The sequence below is a fragment of the Micromonospora sp. NPDC002717 genome, from assembly GCF_040295705.1.
GTDB lineage: Bacteria > Actinomycetota > Actinomycetes > Mycobacteriales > Micromonosporaceae > Micromonospora.
The window spans coordinates 474411-490780 of record NZ_JBEOVW010000001.1; the positions used below are offsets into that span (position 1 = coordinate 474411).

Here is a 16370-nt window from a genome sequence, read left to right on the forward strand (position 1 = left end):
TGGGCCAGCACCACCCCTGGCCGCAGTCGTCGGGGATGCACGGTCCCTGCCCGCGCAGGACGCGGGTGGGGACCGGCGTCGTCTGCGGCTGGTCCGTCGTCACCGGCGCGACGAGGGCGGCCCAGGGTCGGGGGCCGCCCCGTCAGCGCCCCTGTTGCCGGCGCTGGGCCATCCCGCTCTGGATCGCCTCCCACACGCTTCGCCCGGCCTGCCGCAGCGTCTCCCCCGCCTGCTCCGCGAGCTGCGCCGCGCTCGGCGTCCCACCACCGCCGGCTTCGTCGGGCTGCTCGCGCGGCCCGCGCCCAGGCCCGCCCTGCTCCCCGCGGGCCTGCTCGGGCCCGCCCCGCTCCGGGCGCGCCTGGGCGGACGGGCCCGCCTCGCGCCCCGCCTGCTCCCGGGCGCGCTGGCCCTGCTCCCCGCCGCCGCCCGGGCCGCCGCCCGGCGTCGCCTGGCCCGCGCCCGGTCCCCCGCCCTGACCCGGGGCGCCCGGCTCCCGCAGGGACCGGTCGGCGACCGCGCCGATGGCGCCGACCTGCTGCCCGAGATCGTCGGTCGCGCCGCCGGGCCGCTCCCCGGAGGCGCTGACCTGCCCGCCCCGCCGCTCCGCCGCGCCCGCTGCCTGCCCGCCGGGTTGCCCCGCCGAGCCGGCGACCCGCCCGCCGGGTTGCGTTGCCGAGCCGGCGAGCAGCCCGCCGGGTTGCGTTGCCGCGCGGGCGACCTGCCCGCCCGGGCTCGCCAACTGCTGCGTCGCCCGGTTCACGTCGTCGATCGAGGCGATCGCCGTACGGGACAGGGCGTCGATGATCTGCGGATTGCGGTCGATGGTGCTCAGCGCCCGGTCGAGGATGTCGACCAGCTTCTCCAGGCGCACCTTGAGCTGTGCCTCGGCGTGCACCCCGGTCATGTCCAGCTCGACGCCCCGCAGGTGCACCCGGACGCCGGCGTCGAGCTGGAGGAGGTTGGCCACGCGCGCCCGCAGGGACAGGTCGGCGTCCAGCCCGTCCACGGCGAGCCGGATCGAGTCGACCGACACCTCCGGTACGTCGAGCAGGACGTCCGGCTCCGTCGCCCCCTCCTGCGCTGGCCCGGCGACCCGGTCCGGCTCCCGCTGCTGCGCGTTCTCGCTCATGCTCCCCGCTCCGCATCCTCCGGCCCGGTCCGGCCGGGACCGTCCGGCGCGCTTACCCGCTATCCGGTCGACCATCCCGTCCCGCCTCCGTCCCGCCCCGGGAAGGCGCGTCCGGCCGGCCGACGGCCGCCGTACGGGCGTACGAAAAGGGTGTCCGGAACCGGGCAGCGCGCGAAGCTGCACACCCGGGCATCAGCCGGTATGGTCCGGGCCTATGGGACAGGAGATGGCTGACCCGGCCGGCTTCCGGCAGGAGTACGACCAGTTCTCGTTGCGCAGCGTTCTCCTGGTCCCCGGCCCCGCGGATCAGGCGTTCGCGGTGTTCACCGACGCCCTGGCGGCCTGGTGGGTGACGGAGTACACGTGGTCCGGCCCGGAGCACCTGGCCGAGCTGGGCATGGAGCCGCGCGCCGGCGGGATGCTCTACGAGATCGGCCCGTACGGCTTCCGCTGCGACTGGGGGCGCGTGCTGACCTGGGATCCGCCCCGGCGGCTGGTCTTCACCTGGCAGATCGGCGCCGACCGGGCGCCGGTGCCGGATCCGGCGCAGGCGAGCGAGGTGGAGGTTCTCTTCCACGCGGACGGGCCGGAGCGGACCCGGGTGGAGGTCGAGCACCGGCACTTCGACCGGCACGGCGAGGCCGCGGAGGGCTACCGGCAGGCGCTGACCGCCGGCTGGCACGAGTTGCTCTCCCGCTACGCGACCACGGTGGCCCACGGCGCCGGCTGACCCGGCCCGCGCCACCCGCCGCCGCACCCGCCGGGCACGGGCACCGTCGCCGTGGCCCGAGCGTCAGTGGCCGATGCCCGGGCGGGTGCCGGGAGCCGTGGCGACTCCCCGGCCCCCGAGGTCGGCGCGGCGTCCCGCCTCCGCGCCGGAGCCGAACCCGCTGCCGACCAGCCGGCGCGGCGCGGCGGTGCGCAGGCGCGGGTACACCTCGGCGACGCGGTGCCGCACCCGATCCGACCGGTCGGCCAGCACCAGCGCGACCGACGACCCGCCCGAGTCGGCGGCCGCGTGGGCCTCGGCCGCCCTCAGCCGCACGCCGATCACCTGGGCGAAGCCGGCCAGCCAGGAGCGCCGGAAGGCGGCGGGATGCTCGCCGGGCGGCACCTCGGCCGCGGCCAGCCCGTGCGCGGCCTGCACGAGCAGCGACGTGAAGAGCAGGTCGACACGTTCCAGGTCGCTGGCGAAGCCGAACAGGTGCATGGCGAAGCCGCTGCCCTGTCGACGGCGGACGCAGCGGCAGCGCAGCGGGTCGGCGACCGCGGCGAGCAGGCCGGCCTTGTCCCGGGCGTACGGGGCGACGACCTCGACCACCCGGTCGCCCACCGGGTCGGTGGCCGGGTCCCGGGCGGCCAGCAGCGCCCGGTCCACGCCGTAGCGGGCGATCAGCTCGGTGGCCTTGGCGGTGAAGGCCGCCGACTCGGCGGGGGTGCAGGCCGGGTCCTCGGCCTGGGCCAGCAGCTTGCGCACCTTGCTGAGCATGGCCTCGGACATGCCCCCAAGCCTGTCACGCGGGCGGGTCGACCCGGGACGGCGGCGGCCCCCGGATCAGCCGGCCCGGCTGCGCAGGGTGGCCACCGTCGAGCCGGCCAGGGTGAGCAGGCAGTCCGGCAGCAACCCGTCGGCCGCCGCCGCCCCGAACAGCGCCTCGCCGGTGTCGGCGTCGGCGTTGGCGTACGCGCTGACGAAGCGGGCCACCCAGCGCGTGTCGTAGTCCGCCTCGTCGATCCCGGGAAAGTCCAGCGCGCACGTGCCCGGCGGCACCGGCCCGCCCACCATGGTCGCGGCGAGGCACCAGGCCACCCCGTACGCGCCGGCCAGGCCGGAGCGGTCGACGACCGCGTCGAACGCCCCCACCACCGCGTCGCCGTCCCCGGCCAGCGCCGAGCGGAGCACGGCGGTCGCGTCGTCGAGCGTCTGCTGTGGTGATTCCGTCACGCACCGCACGGTAGGGCAGCGGGTCAAGCGATCGGCGATGGTGACTCTCCGTGCGCATGGCGGGCGACCTGCGGATTGAGTCGCCTCCGTGGTCCCGCCGCACATGTCGGCACGCTAATGTGCGCAGCGGACCTTCGCCGGAGGAAGGACGACCATGCTCAAGTCACGCGCCTCGCGGGCGGCCACCCTGGCCGCCTGCGCGACGTTCCTGCTCGCCACCAGCGCCTGCGGGACCGAGGGGCCCGACGAGGCGACGACCCACCAGGTGCGCCTCTACGGCTCCGACGGCAACATGCTCAACTCGTACCCCGCTGAGCTGAAGGACCGCGCCAGCCTCGTCGACGGCATGAAGGGCACCACGCCGATGACGCCGCTGCCGGAGAGCTTCAAGAACCGGCTACGGTCCGTCGACCCGCGACTGAACGACTTCCTCTACACCGCCGAGACGTACGACGCGGTGGTGATCAGCGCGATCGCCGCCCAGCTCGCCGGCAGCACCGACCCCGCCGCCATCGCCAAGCAGATCGTCGGCGTCACCAACGAGGGGCAGCGCTGCGAGGACGTGGCGTCCTGCCTGGCGTTGGCCCGCGCCGGCCAGGACCTGGAGTACCGCAGCGTCTCGATGACCCGGGCCGGGTTCACCGACGCCGGCGAGCCGGCGACCGCCAGTTATGCCACGGTGCACTTCGACGGCCAGCAGCTCAACGACGGCAAGACGGAGTTCGTCGGCGCCGGCGACGAGTCGGCGGCGAGCACCGAGGCCCCGCCGAAGGGGAAGAAGCAGCGCGGTGGCCGCACCGACCGCAGCGACGGCTCCCCGCTGGTCGTGGGCGGCCTGCTGCCGATGACCGGTGACCTGGCCTTGGCGTATCCGCCGATGGCCGCCGCGGCCGCCCTGGCGATCAAGGAGATCAACGCGGCCGGCGGCGTGCTCGGCGAGCCGGTGGTCTGGATCGACGGCGACGACGGCACCAACCCGAAGGTGGCCAAGGCCACCGTGGCGAAGCACGTGGAGCAGAACGTGCACGTCCTCATCGGCGCCGGCGCGTCCGGGATCTCCCGCGAGGTCCTGCCCGACGTGGTGCGGGCCGGAAAGGTCCTGTTCTCCTCCTCGAACACCGACGCCGGGCTGACCAAGCTGGACGACAACGGCCTCTACTTCCGCACCGCCCCGCCGGACAGCCTCCAGGGACGGGCGCTGGCCGACGTGATCCTCCGGGACGGGCCGCAGAAGATCGCGATCGTGGCCCGCAAGGACTCCTACGGCGAGGGCCTCCAGGCCACCGTCAAGGCGGAGCTGGAGCGTACCGGCGTCGACGGCGACCGGATCAAGCTGCTGACCTACGAGCCGCCGGCCGACGCCAAGGCCAACCCCGTGGACTTCACGGCCGGGGCGAAGGAGATCAAGGACTTCGGCGCGGACGCCGTGCTGATCATCGGGTTCGCGGAGTCGGCGCAGGTGATCCGCGCGCTCGCGGACGCCGGCGTGGAGATCCGGCACTGAGCCGCTGACCCGTCGCACGCGGACGGCCGCACCGGATAACCGGTGCGGCCGTCGTCGTCATGCCGCCGACGCCACGACGGGGTGCCGGTACCGCCGCCGCGGGTGCCGGCGCGCCGCCGCGCGGATGCCCCCGGTCAGCGGGACCGTCGCCGCTCCAGGAAGTCGGTCATCCGCCGGTGCTTCTCCTCGTCCTCGAAGAGCACCGCCTGGCTGACCAGGTCGAGGTGCGGGTGCGCGGCGGCCGGCGCGTCGACCGCCAGCTTGGTCAGCCGCAGCGCCAGCGCGGACCCCTTGGCCATCTCGTCCAGCAGCCCGTGCGCGGTGGGCAGCAGCTCGTCGGGCTCGGCCACCACCCGGTTGACCAGGCCGATCCGCAGCGCCTCCTCGGCGTCCACCCGGCGGCCGGTGAAGAGCAGTTCCTTGGCCCGGGCCTCCCCGACCAGTGCCGGCAGCCGGTGGGTCGCGCCCGCGCCGGCCAGGATGCCCAACCGCACCTCCGGCTGGCCGAACACCGCACGCTCGGTGCAGACCCGCAGGTCGCAGGCGTACGCCAGCTCGGCGCCGCCGCCCAGCGCCGGCCCGTCCACCGCCGCCACGGTCGGCATCGGCAGCGCCCTGATCCGGGCGAAGGCGGCGGAGTTGATCGCGGCGAGCGCGTCCAGCCGGCCCCGCTCGCGCAGTTGCCCGATGTCCGCCCCGCCGGCGAAGATGCCCTCGGTGCCGCCGGTGAGCAGCAGCAGGCGGGGGCGCGCCTCCAGCTCCGCGCAGACCTGGTGCAGCTCGGCGATCAGGTCGGCGTCGATGGCGTTGCGCTTCTCCGGCCGGTCGAGCGTGACCACCAGCCGGTCCGGCCGCTCCTCGACCCGCAGCCCGCTCACGACTTCACCCCGCCTTCCCAGCGGTAGAAGCCCTGACCCGACTTCTTGCCCAGCCTGCCGGCGGCCACCATCTCCACCAGCAGCGGCGGCGGCGCGAACCGGTCCCCGTACGCGGCCTGGAGGGTGCGCGCGATGTCCAGCCGCACGTCCAGCCCGACCAGGTCGGTCAGCTCCAGCGGACCGATCGGGTGCCGGTAGCCGAGCACCATCGCCTTGTCGATGTCGGCCGGGCTGGCCACCTCGTCGGCGACCATCCGGATCGCCTCCAGGCCGAGGGTGACCCCGAGCCGGGAGGTGGCGAAGCCGGGCATGTCGCGTACGACGACGGGGTCCTTGCCCAGCCGGCCGGCGAGCGCGACGGCCGCGGCGGTGGTCTCGTCGGCGGTGGCCGGGCCGACCACGACCTCCAGCAGCGCCATCGCCCAGACCGGGTTGAAGAAGTGCAGCCCGACGAAGCGCCCGGGTCGCGCCAGCCCGCCGGCCAGCTCGGCGATCGAGATGCTGGACGTGTTGCTGCCCAGCAGCGCCGGACGCAGCGCCTCGGCCTCGCGCAGCACCGCCCGCTTGAGGTCCGACCGCTCCGGCACGGCCTCCACCACCACGGCCGGCTCCTGCGCGACCTCGGCGAGCGCGGCTCGCAGCGTCACCCGCCCCCGGTTCGTCGCGGCCTGGTCGGCGGTCAGCTTGCCGCGCCCCACCGCCCTGTCCCACAGCTCACCGAGCCGGTCCACGGCCGCGGCGCCCCGGGCCCGGTCCACCTCGACCAGCTCGACGGCGTGCCCGGCCCCGGCCGCCACGTACGCGATGCCGAGCCCCATCGTGCCGGCCCCGACGACGACAAAGCGGTCGCTCATGACGCCTCCCTGCCTCCGGCGGCGACCCGGGGTTGACCCGCGCTCCGCCACCCGCTCCACTCGCTCATGGGCCGACCCTATGCAGCGACGCTCGCCCCGGCATGCGTGGGGGCGGCGCGGATCGGGTACGACGGCCGTCAACCGAGGGAAGGACGAACCGAGATGAGCCAGGCACCGGAGACCGTGGACAGTGCGGGCGCGGCGGAGACGGTGGAGACCCGCGGGGACGAGCGGGTCGACCTGCTGCGCGCGGACACCAACAACGACGGCCGCACCGACGTCTGGGTGGCCGACACCGACGGGGACGGCAGGCCCGACCTGTTCCAGTTCGACACCGACCACGACGGCAAGGTGGACGTCACGATGGTCGACCTCGACGAGGACGGCACCCCGGACGAGGTGGTCGACGGTGACGGCGGCCTCCCGCCCGAGCAGCTCCCCCCGACCGTCCAGGTCTGAGGCGTACGCAGGTCGTCCGGGGTGCCGCCGCGCTGCGGGCCCCGGGCGTCAGCCGGCCAGGCGCAGGGTGGCCAGGTAGTACGGGGCGTCGTGATCGTCCACGTCGGTCAATCGCCAGGCGGTGCCCCGGACCAGCTCGGCGAGTTCGTCGGGCGAGCAGACCAGGTAGTCGAACCACTCGGTGCCCAGCTCCCGGTAGCGCAGGCGGAGCCGGAGCTGCCCGCCGAGCCGGCCCCGGCGCCGGTTGCGCTCGTGGTAGCCCGTGTGCAGCGGGTCCCGGGTGCCGTACGGGTCGGTGCCCTGCGCGATGACCCGCGCGCCCGGCCGGGCCAGCGCGGCGAGCGCCGCCAGCAGGGCCGGGGCCCGCTCCCGCCCCTCCAGCAGCCCGACGTTGTTGCCGAGCAGCAGGAACGTGTCGTAGCGCCGGCCGTCGGCGGCGTGCGAGTCGACGGTTCCGTGCACCAGCTCGCGTACGCCCCGGCGGCGACAGACGGCCAGCGCGCCGGCCGAGGTGTCCAGCCCGGTGACCGGCACGCCCCGTTCCTGGAGCAGCAGCGCGATCCGGCCCGCCCCGACCCCGACGTCCAGGGTGGCGCCCTCGACCCGGTCCACCGCCCGGTGGTCGTACGGCTGCCAGTCGGCCGGGCCGTCCAGGTAGTGCGCGGCGGGCGCGCCGTTGATCAGCCCGTCGTCCCGCTCGATGATCTCGATGACCGGCCTCGGCAGCCGCCCGCCGGCCAGCGGCCGGGGGCCGATGCCGGTGGCGACGGCGAGCGCGTCGCGCAGCATCTCGCCGAAGACGTCACCGATCCGTGGTTCCACCGTCACGGCTTCACGCTATCCGGCCGGTCAGTCAGCCGCGGCGGCCGTATCCTGGCGGGGTGGCCACACTGGACCGCCTCGCCGCGGAGAAATACATCCTGCTGACGACGTTCCGCAAGGACGGGCGGGCGGTGCCGACGCCCGTCTGGGCGGTCCGCGACGGCGACGCGCTGGCGGTGTGGTCGGCGGCGGATTCCGGCAAGGTGAAGCGGATCCGGCGCAGCGGAGACGTCACGGTCGCGCCGTGCGACGTCCGGGGCCGCCCGCACGGCGAGGCGGTGCCCGCCCACGCGACGCTCTGCGGCCCGGCCGACACCCGACGGGTCCGCGACCTGATCAAGCGGAAGTACCGGATGATCGGGCGGCTCAGCCTGCTCGGCAGCCGGTTGCGCCGGGGCGAGGGCGGCACGGTCGGCATCCGGGTCTCGCTCGCCGGCCGGCCCTCGGGCGGCGACTGACCCACGGCCGGCCCTCGGGCGGCGACTGACCCACGCCCGCCCCCTGCCGTCGCCGCTGCTCCCGCCGTCGCCGCGCGGCGGCCGGGGCGCCTGTGCGGCCGGCATGCGCAACCGGTCCGGCCGCGGGCGGCGACCCGCCGGGCCCCGACACGACGAAGGGCGGCGGACCGTGTCCGCCGCCCTTCGTGCACACCCGTTGCCTTCCGGCCGTCAGTCCCCCTGGCGCTGCTGCGGGATCTGCCCCTGTAGCAGGGCTCTGACCTCCGACTCGCGGTACCGGCGGTGGCCCCCCAGGGTGCGGATGGCGCTGAGCTTGCCAGCCTTGGCCCACCGGGTCACCGTCTTCGGGTCGACACGGAACATCGACGCCACCTCGGCCGGCGTGAGTAGCGGCTCTGGTTCGTGCGTTCGCGATGCCATCGGTCACTCCTCCACATGTATAGACATCGGCCGGGGTCCCGCCGGTCGACGCGTCTCCCATGGTCCGGCTAGTCCCCGATGTCCGACATGGGCCGAACGGCCGAACGTCCCTAGACGGACGGATGAACCATGCCCGATTTATGCGACTTTTACACGGCAGAAAGTACCTTATTCGGACTCATGATCACGGTTCGTGATGCGTCAACTACGAGGACGCCTCGCCTTCGCGGCCCCGCCTGGGCGAATTGTCGTCAGTTGCACCGTTCCAGCAGCTGCACCGCGCGCCACCGCGCGACCAACTTGTCGTACGCCGCCGAGGCCTCCTCGGCCTCGCCCCGGGACAGCCCGGCGAGCCCGCTCGCCACCAGCTCGGGCGAGTCGTCGGCGGCCAGCGTTTCGTCGGAGAGCAGGTCGACCAGGCCGCCGTAGTCCAGCTCCACCATCGAGCGGGGGTGGAACTCCTCCAGCCAGCGGGCGGCCTCCTCGACCGCCTCCGTGATCGGCGCGTCGCCGACCGACTTGCGCAGCACCGACAGTGCCCGCGACGACCGGCGCCGCGCCTTCGAGATCTCCGTCCGGAAGCGCAGCGCCCGCCGGCCCGGACGGGTCACGTGGTGCCGCTCCTCCGGGTCGAAGAGCACGAACCAGCGCAGCGGCACACCCCACGTCGCGATCTGCTCGTGCAGCCGGGGCACGCCGTGCTCCAGCACGCGGGCTCCGCTGCGCCAGTCCTCCACCACCGCCTTGGCCTGCCCGGCGAGCACCGGCGGCACGAACGCGTCGGCCAGCACCGGCGGCACGCCGTCGCGCGCGCTCAGCGCCGCCTCGGCCACCCGGATGCGCAGGTTCCACGGGCAGACCAGCAGCGTGTCGTCGGCCTCCAGCACGTACGCCTCGTCCGGCAGGTCGGGCAGCCGCGTCCAGCCCGCGCCGAGCGCCTCGATCACGGACGTCCGTTGCCGGCCGGGCCCCTCCACGGGGGCCACCGCCCGCCCCTGCTCGACGTAGCGGCGCCAGTACGTCTGGCGGTCCCGGTCGAAAGCGGTCAGGGGCTCGTACACGCGCAGGTAAGAAGCGAAGAGCGACGGCACGGCGCGATCCTCCCACGAATCGGAACCCGACCGTCGTCGGCGCCGCGATCACGCGCGCCGTGGGCGGTCGGACGGCGTCGGCCGATACTAGGCTCAGCGGCACCGGCAGCATCCCGCCGGCGTCCACAGGTCCGCGTCCCACAAGGCCGCACCCCCCCACACCAGGAGCTACTCATGGGCGTATTCGCCAGCAACGACGACCCGGGATCCACCGGCCACGAACAGGTCGTGTTCTGCCAGGACAAGCAGTCCGGCCTGAAGGCGATCATCGGGATCTACTCCACCGCGCTCGGCCCCGCGCTCGGCGGCACCCGGTTCTACCCGTACGCGAGCGAGGAGGCCGCCCTCGCCGACGTGCTCGACCTGTCCCGGGGCATGGCGTACAAGAACGCCCTGGCCGGGCTGGACCTCGGCGGCGGCAAGGCGGTCATCTGGGGTGACCCCGAGCGGATCAAGAGCGAGGCGCTGCTGCGCGCCTACGGCCGCTTCGTGGAGTCCCTCGCCGGGCGTTACTACACCGCCTGCGACGTCGGCACCTACGTGGCCGACATGGACGTGATCGCCCGGGAGACGTCGTACGTCACCGGCCGCAGCGTCGAGCACGGCGGCGCCGGCGACTCCTCGGTCCTGACCTCCTGGGGCGTGTTCCAGGGCATGCGGGCCGCCGTCGAGCACGTCTGGGGCACCCCGACCCTGGCCGGCAGGCGGGTCGGCGTGGCCGGCCTGGGCAAGGTCGGCAAGTACCTGGTCGGCCACCTGCTCGGCGACGGCGCCGAGGTGGTGGCGACCGACGTCAACCCGAAGGCCCTGGAGTGGGCGCGCAGCACCCACCCGCAGGTCGCGCTCGTCGACGACGCCGCCGCGCTGGTCGCCGCCGACATCGACGTGTACGCCCCGTGCGCGCTCGGCGGCGCGCTCAACGACGACACGGTGCCGGCGCTGCGCGCCAAGGTGGTCGCCGGTGCGGCGAACAACCAGCTCGCCCACTCGGGCATCGAGAAGCTGCTGGCCGACCGCGGCATCCTCTACGCCCCGGACTACGTGGTGAACGCCGGCGGCGTGATCCAGGTGGCCGACGAGATCGAGGGCTTCAACTTCGAGCGGGCCAAGCTGCGCGCGACCCGGATCTACGACACCACCCGGGAGATCCTCCAGCTCGCCGACGCCGAGGGCGTGCCCCCGGCGGTGGCGGCCGACCGGCTGGCGGAACGGCGGATGGCCGATGTCGGCCGGCTGCGCACGATCCACCTGCGATGAGCGTCACGGAGGCGGAGCCGGCCCGGTTCCGCCTCCGGCGCCGCCGCACCGAAGCGCGCCGTTAAGCTGATTTCGTCGGGCTTTGTCCGGTGTCACGGGCGCTCCCGGCACCGCTCCTTACCCGGTACAATCGGTGACGGCTGGATGACCGCGACGCGCGGCACCGGTCGACGGTAACCCGAGGTGCCGAACGATGGCATCCCCATGTACCGTAAGAGCTACGAGAGATGCCTGACGTCATCGGGGCCCGCCTTCGGGCTGCCCCGCATTCTGTGCGAGGGGGTCGAGCCATGGGGCGCGGCCGTGCTAAGGCCAAGCAGACGAAGGTGGCGCGGGAGTTGAAGTACCACTCCCCGAACACCGACCTCACCGCCTTGCAGCGCGAGTTGGCGGGTGCTGGTAAGTCTGAGCACAACTTCGACGACGACTACAAAGAGTATGTCGACGACGATGATGAGGATCACGCGGACGAAGACCCGGATCCCTGGGTACGTCCGACCCGCTGACCTCCGGTCGCAGCTGAGCACGCGGTAATCCCCCGCGTGCTCACGCATGTGCCCATCCGAAGCGGCGCCAACACCGACGATCAGGGACCATGCCGTCCCGGAGGCGACTCCGGCTGCTCGGCAGGTCCCTGATCCCGGTGTGGCCCGCCTCAGCGGGGCCGGTTGTTCCAGTTGTAGAACGTCGGGATGTTCTCGAAGTGGTTCCAGGCGCAGACGGCGCTCGCGCCGTCGCCGCCCGCCACCTCCGCCCGTAGCCGCCGCGCGGCCTCGGCCTCGTGGAGCAGAGCGCTGAGTCCCGGCGCGGCTTCCCGCACCCGATCGGCGACCTGGCCCGTGGCGGCGTCCACCCCACGCTCAGGCTGCCGGTGACTGGTGGTCTCGGGCATGCTCCAACACTCCCTCCAGTAGGTGGATCTTGCTGTTGCGGCAGTGCGCGGTCTCCGTACCGTCGAAACGCCCCAGCTCGAAGTAGCGGTTGGCGGCGTGGCCGCCGCCGCAGAAACCGAAGTAGGGGCAGGACGAGCGGCACGCCTCGACACCGGCGAGGAACTCACCGACCCAGGGCGTCCGGCCCGCGTGGGCGAGGATGTCGGCCAGCGGCGTGGTCAGCACGTTGCCGCTGCTGAAGTCGCCGTACCGGACGTCGGTGAAGCCGGCCAGCTCGGGCGAGAGCACCGTCACCGAGCCGTCGTGGCCGACGGTCGGGATCGGGTCCAGCCGCCGGGGCAGCACGTCGTCGGCGGTGCCGTCCAGCACGGCGGCGGCGTACCGCAACGACCACTCGACCTCGCGCAGGTGGATCCGGGGCTCCCGGCGCCAGGCCGCCACCAGCTCCGCCCAGAACGCGGTCACCGCCCGGGCGTCGTGGGAGTTGTCGCGGAGGTTGACCCCCTCGGTCTCCTCGATGTTGACGCCGAGCACGTCACACCCCAGGCCGAGGAAGTAGTCGTACAGCTCGGTGGCAAGGCCCGGCTCCGGGCGGCCCACCACCGCCAGCGCCGAGAACGGCAGCCCGTGCCGGCGCAGCGCCGCCACCCCGCGCACGATCCGGTCGTACGCCGGCCCGCCGGCCCGGGTGACCCGGTCCCCGTTGCGCTCCCGCGGGCCGTCCACGCTCACGCTCACCCGCACCCGATGCTCGGTGAAGAACGCGCACCACGCGTCGTCGATCAGCGTGGCGTTGGTCTGCACGTGGTGCTCGACCTCGGGCCCGAAGGGCGCGATCAGCGCGGCGAGATGCTCCCGGCCGGTGGCGAGCGGCTCCCCGCCGTGCCACACCACGGAGAAGCGGCCCGCCGCCGCCCACGGGTTGACCGACGCGGCCACCGCCTCGGCCACCGACACCGGCATCCGCCGGTCGACCGCCCGGAACGGCAGGTAGCAGTAGGCGCAGTCCAGGTTGCACAGGGTGGTCGGCTGCATCACGACGTACGAGGGGACGGCGGCCAGGCCGCGCATCCCGCTGAACGACTGTCCCCGAGCAGCCATTGCCCTCCTCCGCGCCTGAAGGGCTGTCGGGCCCCGGTGAGGGGGTTGCCCCGACAGCGTTGAGGGTGCCCCTCAGGCTAGGCGGCGACGGCCACTCGGGTGAAGCCCTGATCAGGTGCCCGTACGGTCACCGGGGCGTGATCATCATCCCCGGGTGTGCTGCCCGATCATCTGCACGTTGCCGGAGCCCTCGATGATCTCGCCGGCCTGCCACGCGTCGACGCCGCGGCCGGTCAGCGTGGCCAGCGCGCGGTCCGCGTCCTCGGCGGAGACGATCGCGAACATGCCGACGCCCATGTTGAACGTCGCCTCCATCTCCGGGTCCTCGATCCGCCCCTTGGTCTGGATCAGGTCGAAGATCGGCTGCGGCTTCCAGGTGGACCGGTTGACCACCGCGTCGACGTGCTCGGGAAGCACCCGCACGAGGTTGCCGGGGATGCCGCCGCCCGTGACGTGGGCGATGGAGCGCACCTCGGCCTCGGCGATCAGCTTGAGGCAGTCCTGCGCGTAGATCTTGGTCGGGGTGAGCAGCTCCTCGCCGAGGGTGCGCTGCCGGCCGAAGTCGTCGATCACCACGTCGAGCCGCATCCGGCCGGCGCCCAGCAGCACGTGCCGGACCAGGGAGTAGCCGTTGGAGTGCAGGCCGGAGGAGCGCATCGCGATCACCACGTCGCCCACCTCGACCCGCTCCGGGCTGAGGATGTCGGCCTCCTCCACCACGCCGACGCCGGTGGCGGAGATGTCGTACTCGTCCGGGCGGAGCACGCCGGGGTGCTCGGCGGTCTCGCCGCCCAGCAGGGCGCAGCCCGCGTACCGGCAGCCGTCGGCGATGCCGGCGCCGATCTCGGCGACCTTGTCCGGCACGACCTCGCCGGTGGCGATGTAGTCGAGCAGGAAGAGCGGCTCGGCGCCGCAGGCGACCAGGTCGTCGACGACCATCGCGACGAGGTCGATGCCCACCGTGTCGTGGATGTCCATCTGCTGCGCGATCACCAGCTTGGTGCCGACGCCGTCGGTGGACGAGGCCAGGATGGGGTTCTTGTACTTCTTCGTGTCCAGCCGGAACAGCCCGGCGAAGCCACCCAGGTCGCCCATCACCTCCGGGCGCCGGGTCTGCTTCACCTTCGACTTCAGCAGCTCGACCGCCCGGTCGCCCGCCTCGATCGAGACCCCGGCGTCCGCGTACGAGACCGACCTCTTGCGCGCCGGCCGGCCGGTGCCGGCCGTCCAGGGCTGACGGTCGCCGCCGGCGCCGGTCGGGCTGCTTCCTGCGCCGCTGCGCTCGGACACGTGCGTCACGGTTCTCCCCTTTGTGGTTCTGGCGCCGCGCCGGCGGTGACCGGCCGCGCCGGGTGGTGCTACGGGCGGTGTGTGGTCGCGCCGCCCGGAGTGGCGACGAGCGGAGGGGTGGTGTGCTCGGGGGCGTCGGGCGCCGCAGTGACGCGCCGGCCCACCCCCTCGAGCACGTGCTTGCCGATCAGGTTGCCGGCGGGCAGGTCGATCGGGTATTCCCCGTCGAAGCACGCGCGGCACAGCCGGGTCTTCGGCTGCTCGGTGGCGGCGATCAGACCCGGAAGCGAGACATAGCCCAGCGTGTCCGCGCCGATCGACCGCCGGATGCCCTCGTTGTCCAGCCCGTTGGCCAGCAACTCGGCGCGGGTGGCGAAGTCGATGCCGTAGAAGCAGGGCCAGCGGACCGGCGGCGAGGAGATGCGCACGTGCACCTCCAGCGCGCCGGCCTCGCGCAGCATCCGCACGATCGCCCGCTGCGTGTTGCCGCGCACGATCGAGTCGTCGACCACGACCAGCCGCTTGCCCCGGACGTTCTCCCGCAGCGGATTGAGCTTGAGCCGGATGCCGAGCTGGCGCAGGGTCTGCGACGGCTGGATGAAGGTCCGCCCGACGTACGGGTTCTTCATCAGGCCGGCGCCGTAGGTGATCCCGGACTCCTCGGCGTAGCCGATGGCGGCCGGGGTGCCGGACTCCGGCACCGGGATGACCAGGTCGGCCTCGACCGGGTGCTCCTTGGCCAACTGACGGCCGATCTGCACCCGGGCCGCGTGCACGTTGCGGCCGGCGATCGTGGCGTCCGGACGGGCGATGTAGACGTACTCGAAGAGGCAGCCCTTGGGCTCCGGGGCGGCGAACCGGCTGGAACGCAGGCCGTCCTCGTCGATCGCGATCAGCTCGCCGGGCTCGACCTCGCGGACCACGCTCGCGCCGACGATGTCCAGGGCGGCGGTCTCGCTCGCCACCACCCAACCGCGCTCCAGGCGGCCCAGCACCAGCGGGCGTACGCCGTGCGGGTCGCGGGCCGCGTAGAGGGTCGACTCGTCCATGAAGACGAAGCTGAACGCGCCGCGCAGCTGCGGCAGCACCTCCAGCGCGGCCGCCTCCACCGACAGGTCGGGGCGACTGGCCAGCAGCATCGTCACCAGGGAGGTGTCGTTGGTCGAGCCGTCGGCGGCCAGGCCCCGCTCGGTCACCTCGCGCTGGAGGTCGGCCGTGTTGACCAGGTTGCCGTTGTGCGCCAGCGCGATCGTGGTGCCGGAGCTGGTGGACCGGATGGTCGGCTGGGCATTCTCCCAGGTCGAACCGCCGGTGGTGGAGTAGCGGGCGTGGCCGATCGCCACGTGCCCGCGCAGACTGGCCAGGGTCGGCTCGTCGAAGACCTGGGCGACCAGGCCGAGGTCCTTGTAGACCACGACGCCGGAGCCGTCGCTGACCGCGATGCCGGCGGCCTCCTGGCCACGGTGCTGGAGGGCGTATAGCCCGAAGTAGGTGAGGTTGGCGACCTCCTCCCCGGGCGCCCAGACACCGAAGACGCCACACGCGTCCTGGGGGCCTGGTCGTTGGGGATCAAGGTCGTGGCTCAGCCGGCCGTCGCCTCGGGGCACCTGCGCTCCCTCATGCTGGTCTGGACCGGCCTGGCGAACCACGCGGGGGGCGGGATTCGCGCTCCTCGGCCGGGACCACTGTCGTCGCCTGACAGTGTACGCGAATCCCCGTCGACACAGAAAGTCACGATATGGCTCCCGAGCGTCACCAGTCGGTCGCGCGTCGCCGCAGCTAGAGGGGCAGGTGCTCGGAGAGGTCCGCCCGGATTCCGCTCACCCGCACGCGACCCTGGGTGATCGCCTCGGCCCAGTCGAGCCGCCCGGTCGCCACCGCCAGCCAGGTCGCCGGATCCATCTCCACGACGTTCGGCGGGGTGCCGCGGGTGTGTCGAGGCCCGGGGATGCACTGAACTGCGCCGTAAGGTGGGACACGCACCTCCACCGATCGGCCGGGGGCGCGCTCCGCGAGGACGGTCAACAGGGCACGGACCGCCTCTCGGAGGACCGGCCGTTCGGGCGTACGCCCCTCGTCGAGCGCCGACAACGCCGCCGCGACCGCGGCGGACTTTATGTGCGGAGAGGACACGACGGGACGATACGACTCGAACGCAGTGAGTCACACGCTGGCCCTGGGTCGCGCCGATCCGGTCAGACAAGGCATAGTTGCCGACGGCGTATTCGTACCGTGATGATCCCCGGCCCGGCGCCCCGCCGGCCGAGGG

Annotated in this window: 19 protein-coding genes; 6 read left to right on the forward strand and 13 right to left on the reverse strand. The window is 73.7% G+C overall.

All coding sequences use genetic code 11. The annotated features are described in order from the left end of the window. Window positions 1–142: 142 nt before the first annotated feature. Complete coding sequence (locus ABT006_RS02375) at window positions 143–1129, reverse strand: hypothetical protein (RefSeq protein WP_350702108.1); 987 nt, start codon at window positions 1127–1129, stop codon at window positions 143–145. Window positions 1130–1343: 214 nt separating this feature from the next. Here ABT006_RS02375 and ABT006_RS02380 point away from each other — a divergent pair, with 214 nt between their 5' ends. Next, window positions 1344–1859 (forward strand): SRPBCC family protein, encoded by a 516-nt coding sequence (locus ABT006_RS02380; RefSeq protein ID WP_350702110.1) that lies wholly within the window; start codon window positions 1344–1346, stop codon window positions 1857–1859. 63 nt (window positions 1860–1922) lie between these two features. Here ABT006_RS02380 and ABT006_RS02385 read toward each other — a convergent pair whose 3' ends face one another. Together ABT006_RS02385 and ABT006_RS02390 are read right to left on the reverse strand one after the other, a co-directional pair. Further along, window positions 1923–2630, reverse strand: coding sequence for a DUF2786 domain-containing protein (locus ABT006_RS02385; protein ID WP_350702112.1), 708 nt, complete (start codon window positions 2628–2630; stop codon window positions 1923–1925). 54 nt (window positions 2631–2684) lie between these two features. Beyond that, entirely contained in the window at window positions 2685–3074 is a 390-nt protein-coding gene (locus tag ABT006_RS02390; protein WP_350702114.1) for a hypothetical protein, read from the reverse strand. 154 nt (window positions 3075–3228) lie between these two features. Between ABT006_RS02390 and ABT006_RS02395 the strand changes: the two genes are divergently transcribed. After that, window positions 3229–4578, forward strand: coding sequence for an ABC transporter substrate-binding protein (locus tag ABT006_RS02395; RefSeq protein WP_350702116.1), 1350 nt, complete (start codon window positions 3229–3231; stop codon window positions 4576–4578). 134 nt (window positions 4579–4712) lie between these two features. Here ABT006_RS02395 and ABT006_RS02400 read toward each other — a convergent pair whose 3' ends face one another. Both ABT006_RS02400 and ABT006_RS02405 read right to left on the reverse strand, forming a co-directional pair. Continuing rightward, window positions 4713–5456 carry an enoyl-CoA hydratase/isomerase family protein gene (locus tag ABT006_RS02400; RefSeq protein WP_350702117.1) on the reverse strand — a complete coding sequence of 248 codons (744 nt, stop codon included), beginning with the start codon at window positions 5454–5456 and terminating at the stop codon, window positions 4713–4715. Further along, window positions 5453–6310, reverse strand: a complete 858-nt coding sequence (locus tag ABT006_RS02405; protein ID WP_350702119.1) for a 3-hydroxyacyl-CoA dehydrogenase family protein — start codon at window positions 6308–6310, stop codon at window positions 5453–5455. Before ABT006_RS02405 ends, ABT006_RS02400 begins: the two co-directional genes overlap by 4 nt. A gap of 162 nt (window positions 6311–6472) precedes the next feature. On the opposite strand from ABT006_RS02405, the gene ABT006_RS02410 reads away from it, so the two are divergent. Beyond that, window positions 6473–6769 carry a hypothetical protein gene (locus ABT006_RS02410; RefSeq protein WP_350702120.1) on the forward strand — a complete coding sequence of 99 codons (297 nt, stop codon included), beginning with the start codon at window positions 6473–6475 and terminating at the stop codon, window positions 6767–6769. 48 nt (window positions 6770–6817) lie between these two features. Here ABT006_RS02410 and ABT006_RS02415 read toward each other — a convergent pair whose 3' ends face one another. After that, on the reverse strand, window positions 6818–7597 hold the full coding sequence (locus ABT006_RS02415) for a class I SAM-dependent methyltransferase (RefSeq protein WP_350702121.1): 780 nt from the start codon (window positions 7595–7597) through the stop codon (window positions 6818–6820). Between the two features lie 53 nt (window positions 7598–7650). On the opposite strand from ABT006_RS02415, the gene ABT006_RS02420 reads away from it, so the two are divergent. Further along, complete coding sequence (locus ABT006_RS02420; RefSeq protein ID WP_350702123.1) at window positions 7651–8049, forward strand: PPOX class F420-dependent oxidoreductase; 399 nt, start codon at window positions 7651–7653, stop codon at window positions 8047–8049. 210 nt (window positions 8050–8259) lie between these two features. On the opposite strand, the gene ABT006_RS02425 is transcribed toward ABT006_RS02420, so the two are convergent. Both ABT006_RS02425 and ABT006_RS02430 read right to left on the reverse strand, forming a co-directional pair. Then, window positions 8260–8469 (reverse strand): BldC family transcriptional regulator, encoded by a 210-nt coding sequence (locus tag ABT006_RS02425; protein WP_007073996.1) that lies wholly within the window; start codon window positions 8467–8469, stop codon window positions 8260–8262. Between the two features lie 251 nt (window positions 8470–8720). Next, window positions 8721–9560 (reverse strand): DUF8083 family protein, encoded by an 840-nt coding sequence (locus ABT006_RS02430; RefSeq protein WP_350702125.1) that lies wholly within the window; start codon window positions 9558–9560, stop codon window positions 8721–8723. 174 nt (window positions 9561–9734) lie between these two features. Between ABT006_RS02430 and ABT006_RS02435 the strand changes: the two genes are divergently transcribed. Together ABT006_RS02435 and ABT006_RS02440 are read left to right on the forward strand one after the other, a co-directional pair. Then, window positions 9735–10817, forward strand: coding sequence for a Leu/Phe/Val dehydrogenase (locus tag ABT006_RS02435; RefSeq protein ID WP_350702126.1), 1083 nt, complete (start codon window positions 9735–9737; stop codon window positions 10815–10817). A 290-nt stretch (window positions 10818–11107) separates the two neighbouring features. After that, entirely contained in the window at window positions 11108–11323 is a 216-nt protein-coding gene (locus ABT006_RS02440) for a DUF3073 domain-containing protein (protein ID WP_091099829.1), read from the forward strand. Window positions 11324–11472: 149 nt separating this feature from the next. On the opposite strand, the gene amcA is transcribed toward ABT006_RS02440, so the two are convergent. From amcA to ABT006_RS02465, 5 genes are all read right to left on the reverse strand, one after another. After that, window positions 11473–11709, reverse strand: coding sequence for a multiple cyclophane-containing RiPP AmcA (gene amcA, locus ABT006_RS02445; protein ID WP_350702128.1), 237 nt, complete (start codon window positions 11707–11709; stop codon window positions 11473–11475). Continuing rightward, window positions 11678–12781 carry a cyclophane-forming radical SAM peptide maturase AmcB gene (amcB, locus tag ABT006_RS02450; RefSeq protein WP_350702701.1) on the reverse strand — a complete coding sequence of 368 codons (1104 nt, stop codon included), beginning with the start codon at window positions 12779–12781 and terminating at the stop codon, window positions 11678–11680. The genes amcA and amcB overlap by 32 nt, the downstream gene beginning before the upstream one ends. A 174-nt stretch (window positions 12782–12955) precedes the next feature. After that, window positions 12956–14110: a phosphoribosylformylglycinamidine cyclo-ligase gene (purM, locus tag ABT006_RS02455; protein WP_350702130.1), complete on the reverse strand. Its 1155-nt coding sequence runs from the start codon at window positions 14108–14110 to the stop codon at window positions 12956–12958. Between the two features lie 59 nt (window positions 14111–14169). Further along, on the reverse strand, window positions 14170–15708 hold the full coding sequence (gene purF / locus ABT006_RS02460) for an amidophosphoribosyltransferase (protein ID WP_350702132.1): 1539 nt from the start codon (window positions 15706–15708) through the stop codon (window positions 14170–14172). 172 nt (window positions 15709–15880) lie between these two features. After that, a complete protein-coding gene (locus tag ABT006_RS02465) occupies window positions 15881–16234 on the reverse strand; it encodes a sterol carrier family protein (protein ID WP_350684550.1) in 354 nt (117 codons plus the stop codon). Window positions 16235–16370: the final 136 nt, after the last annotated feature.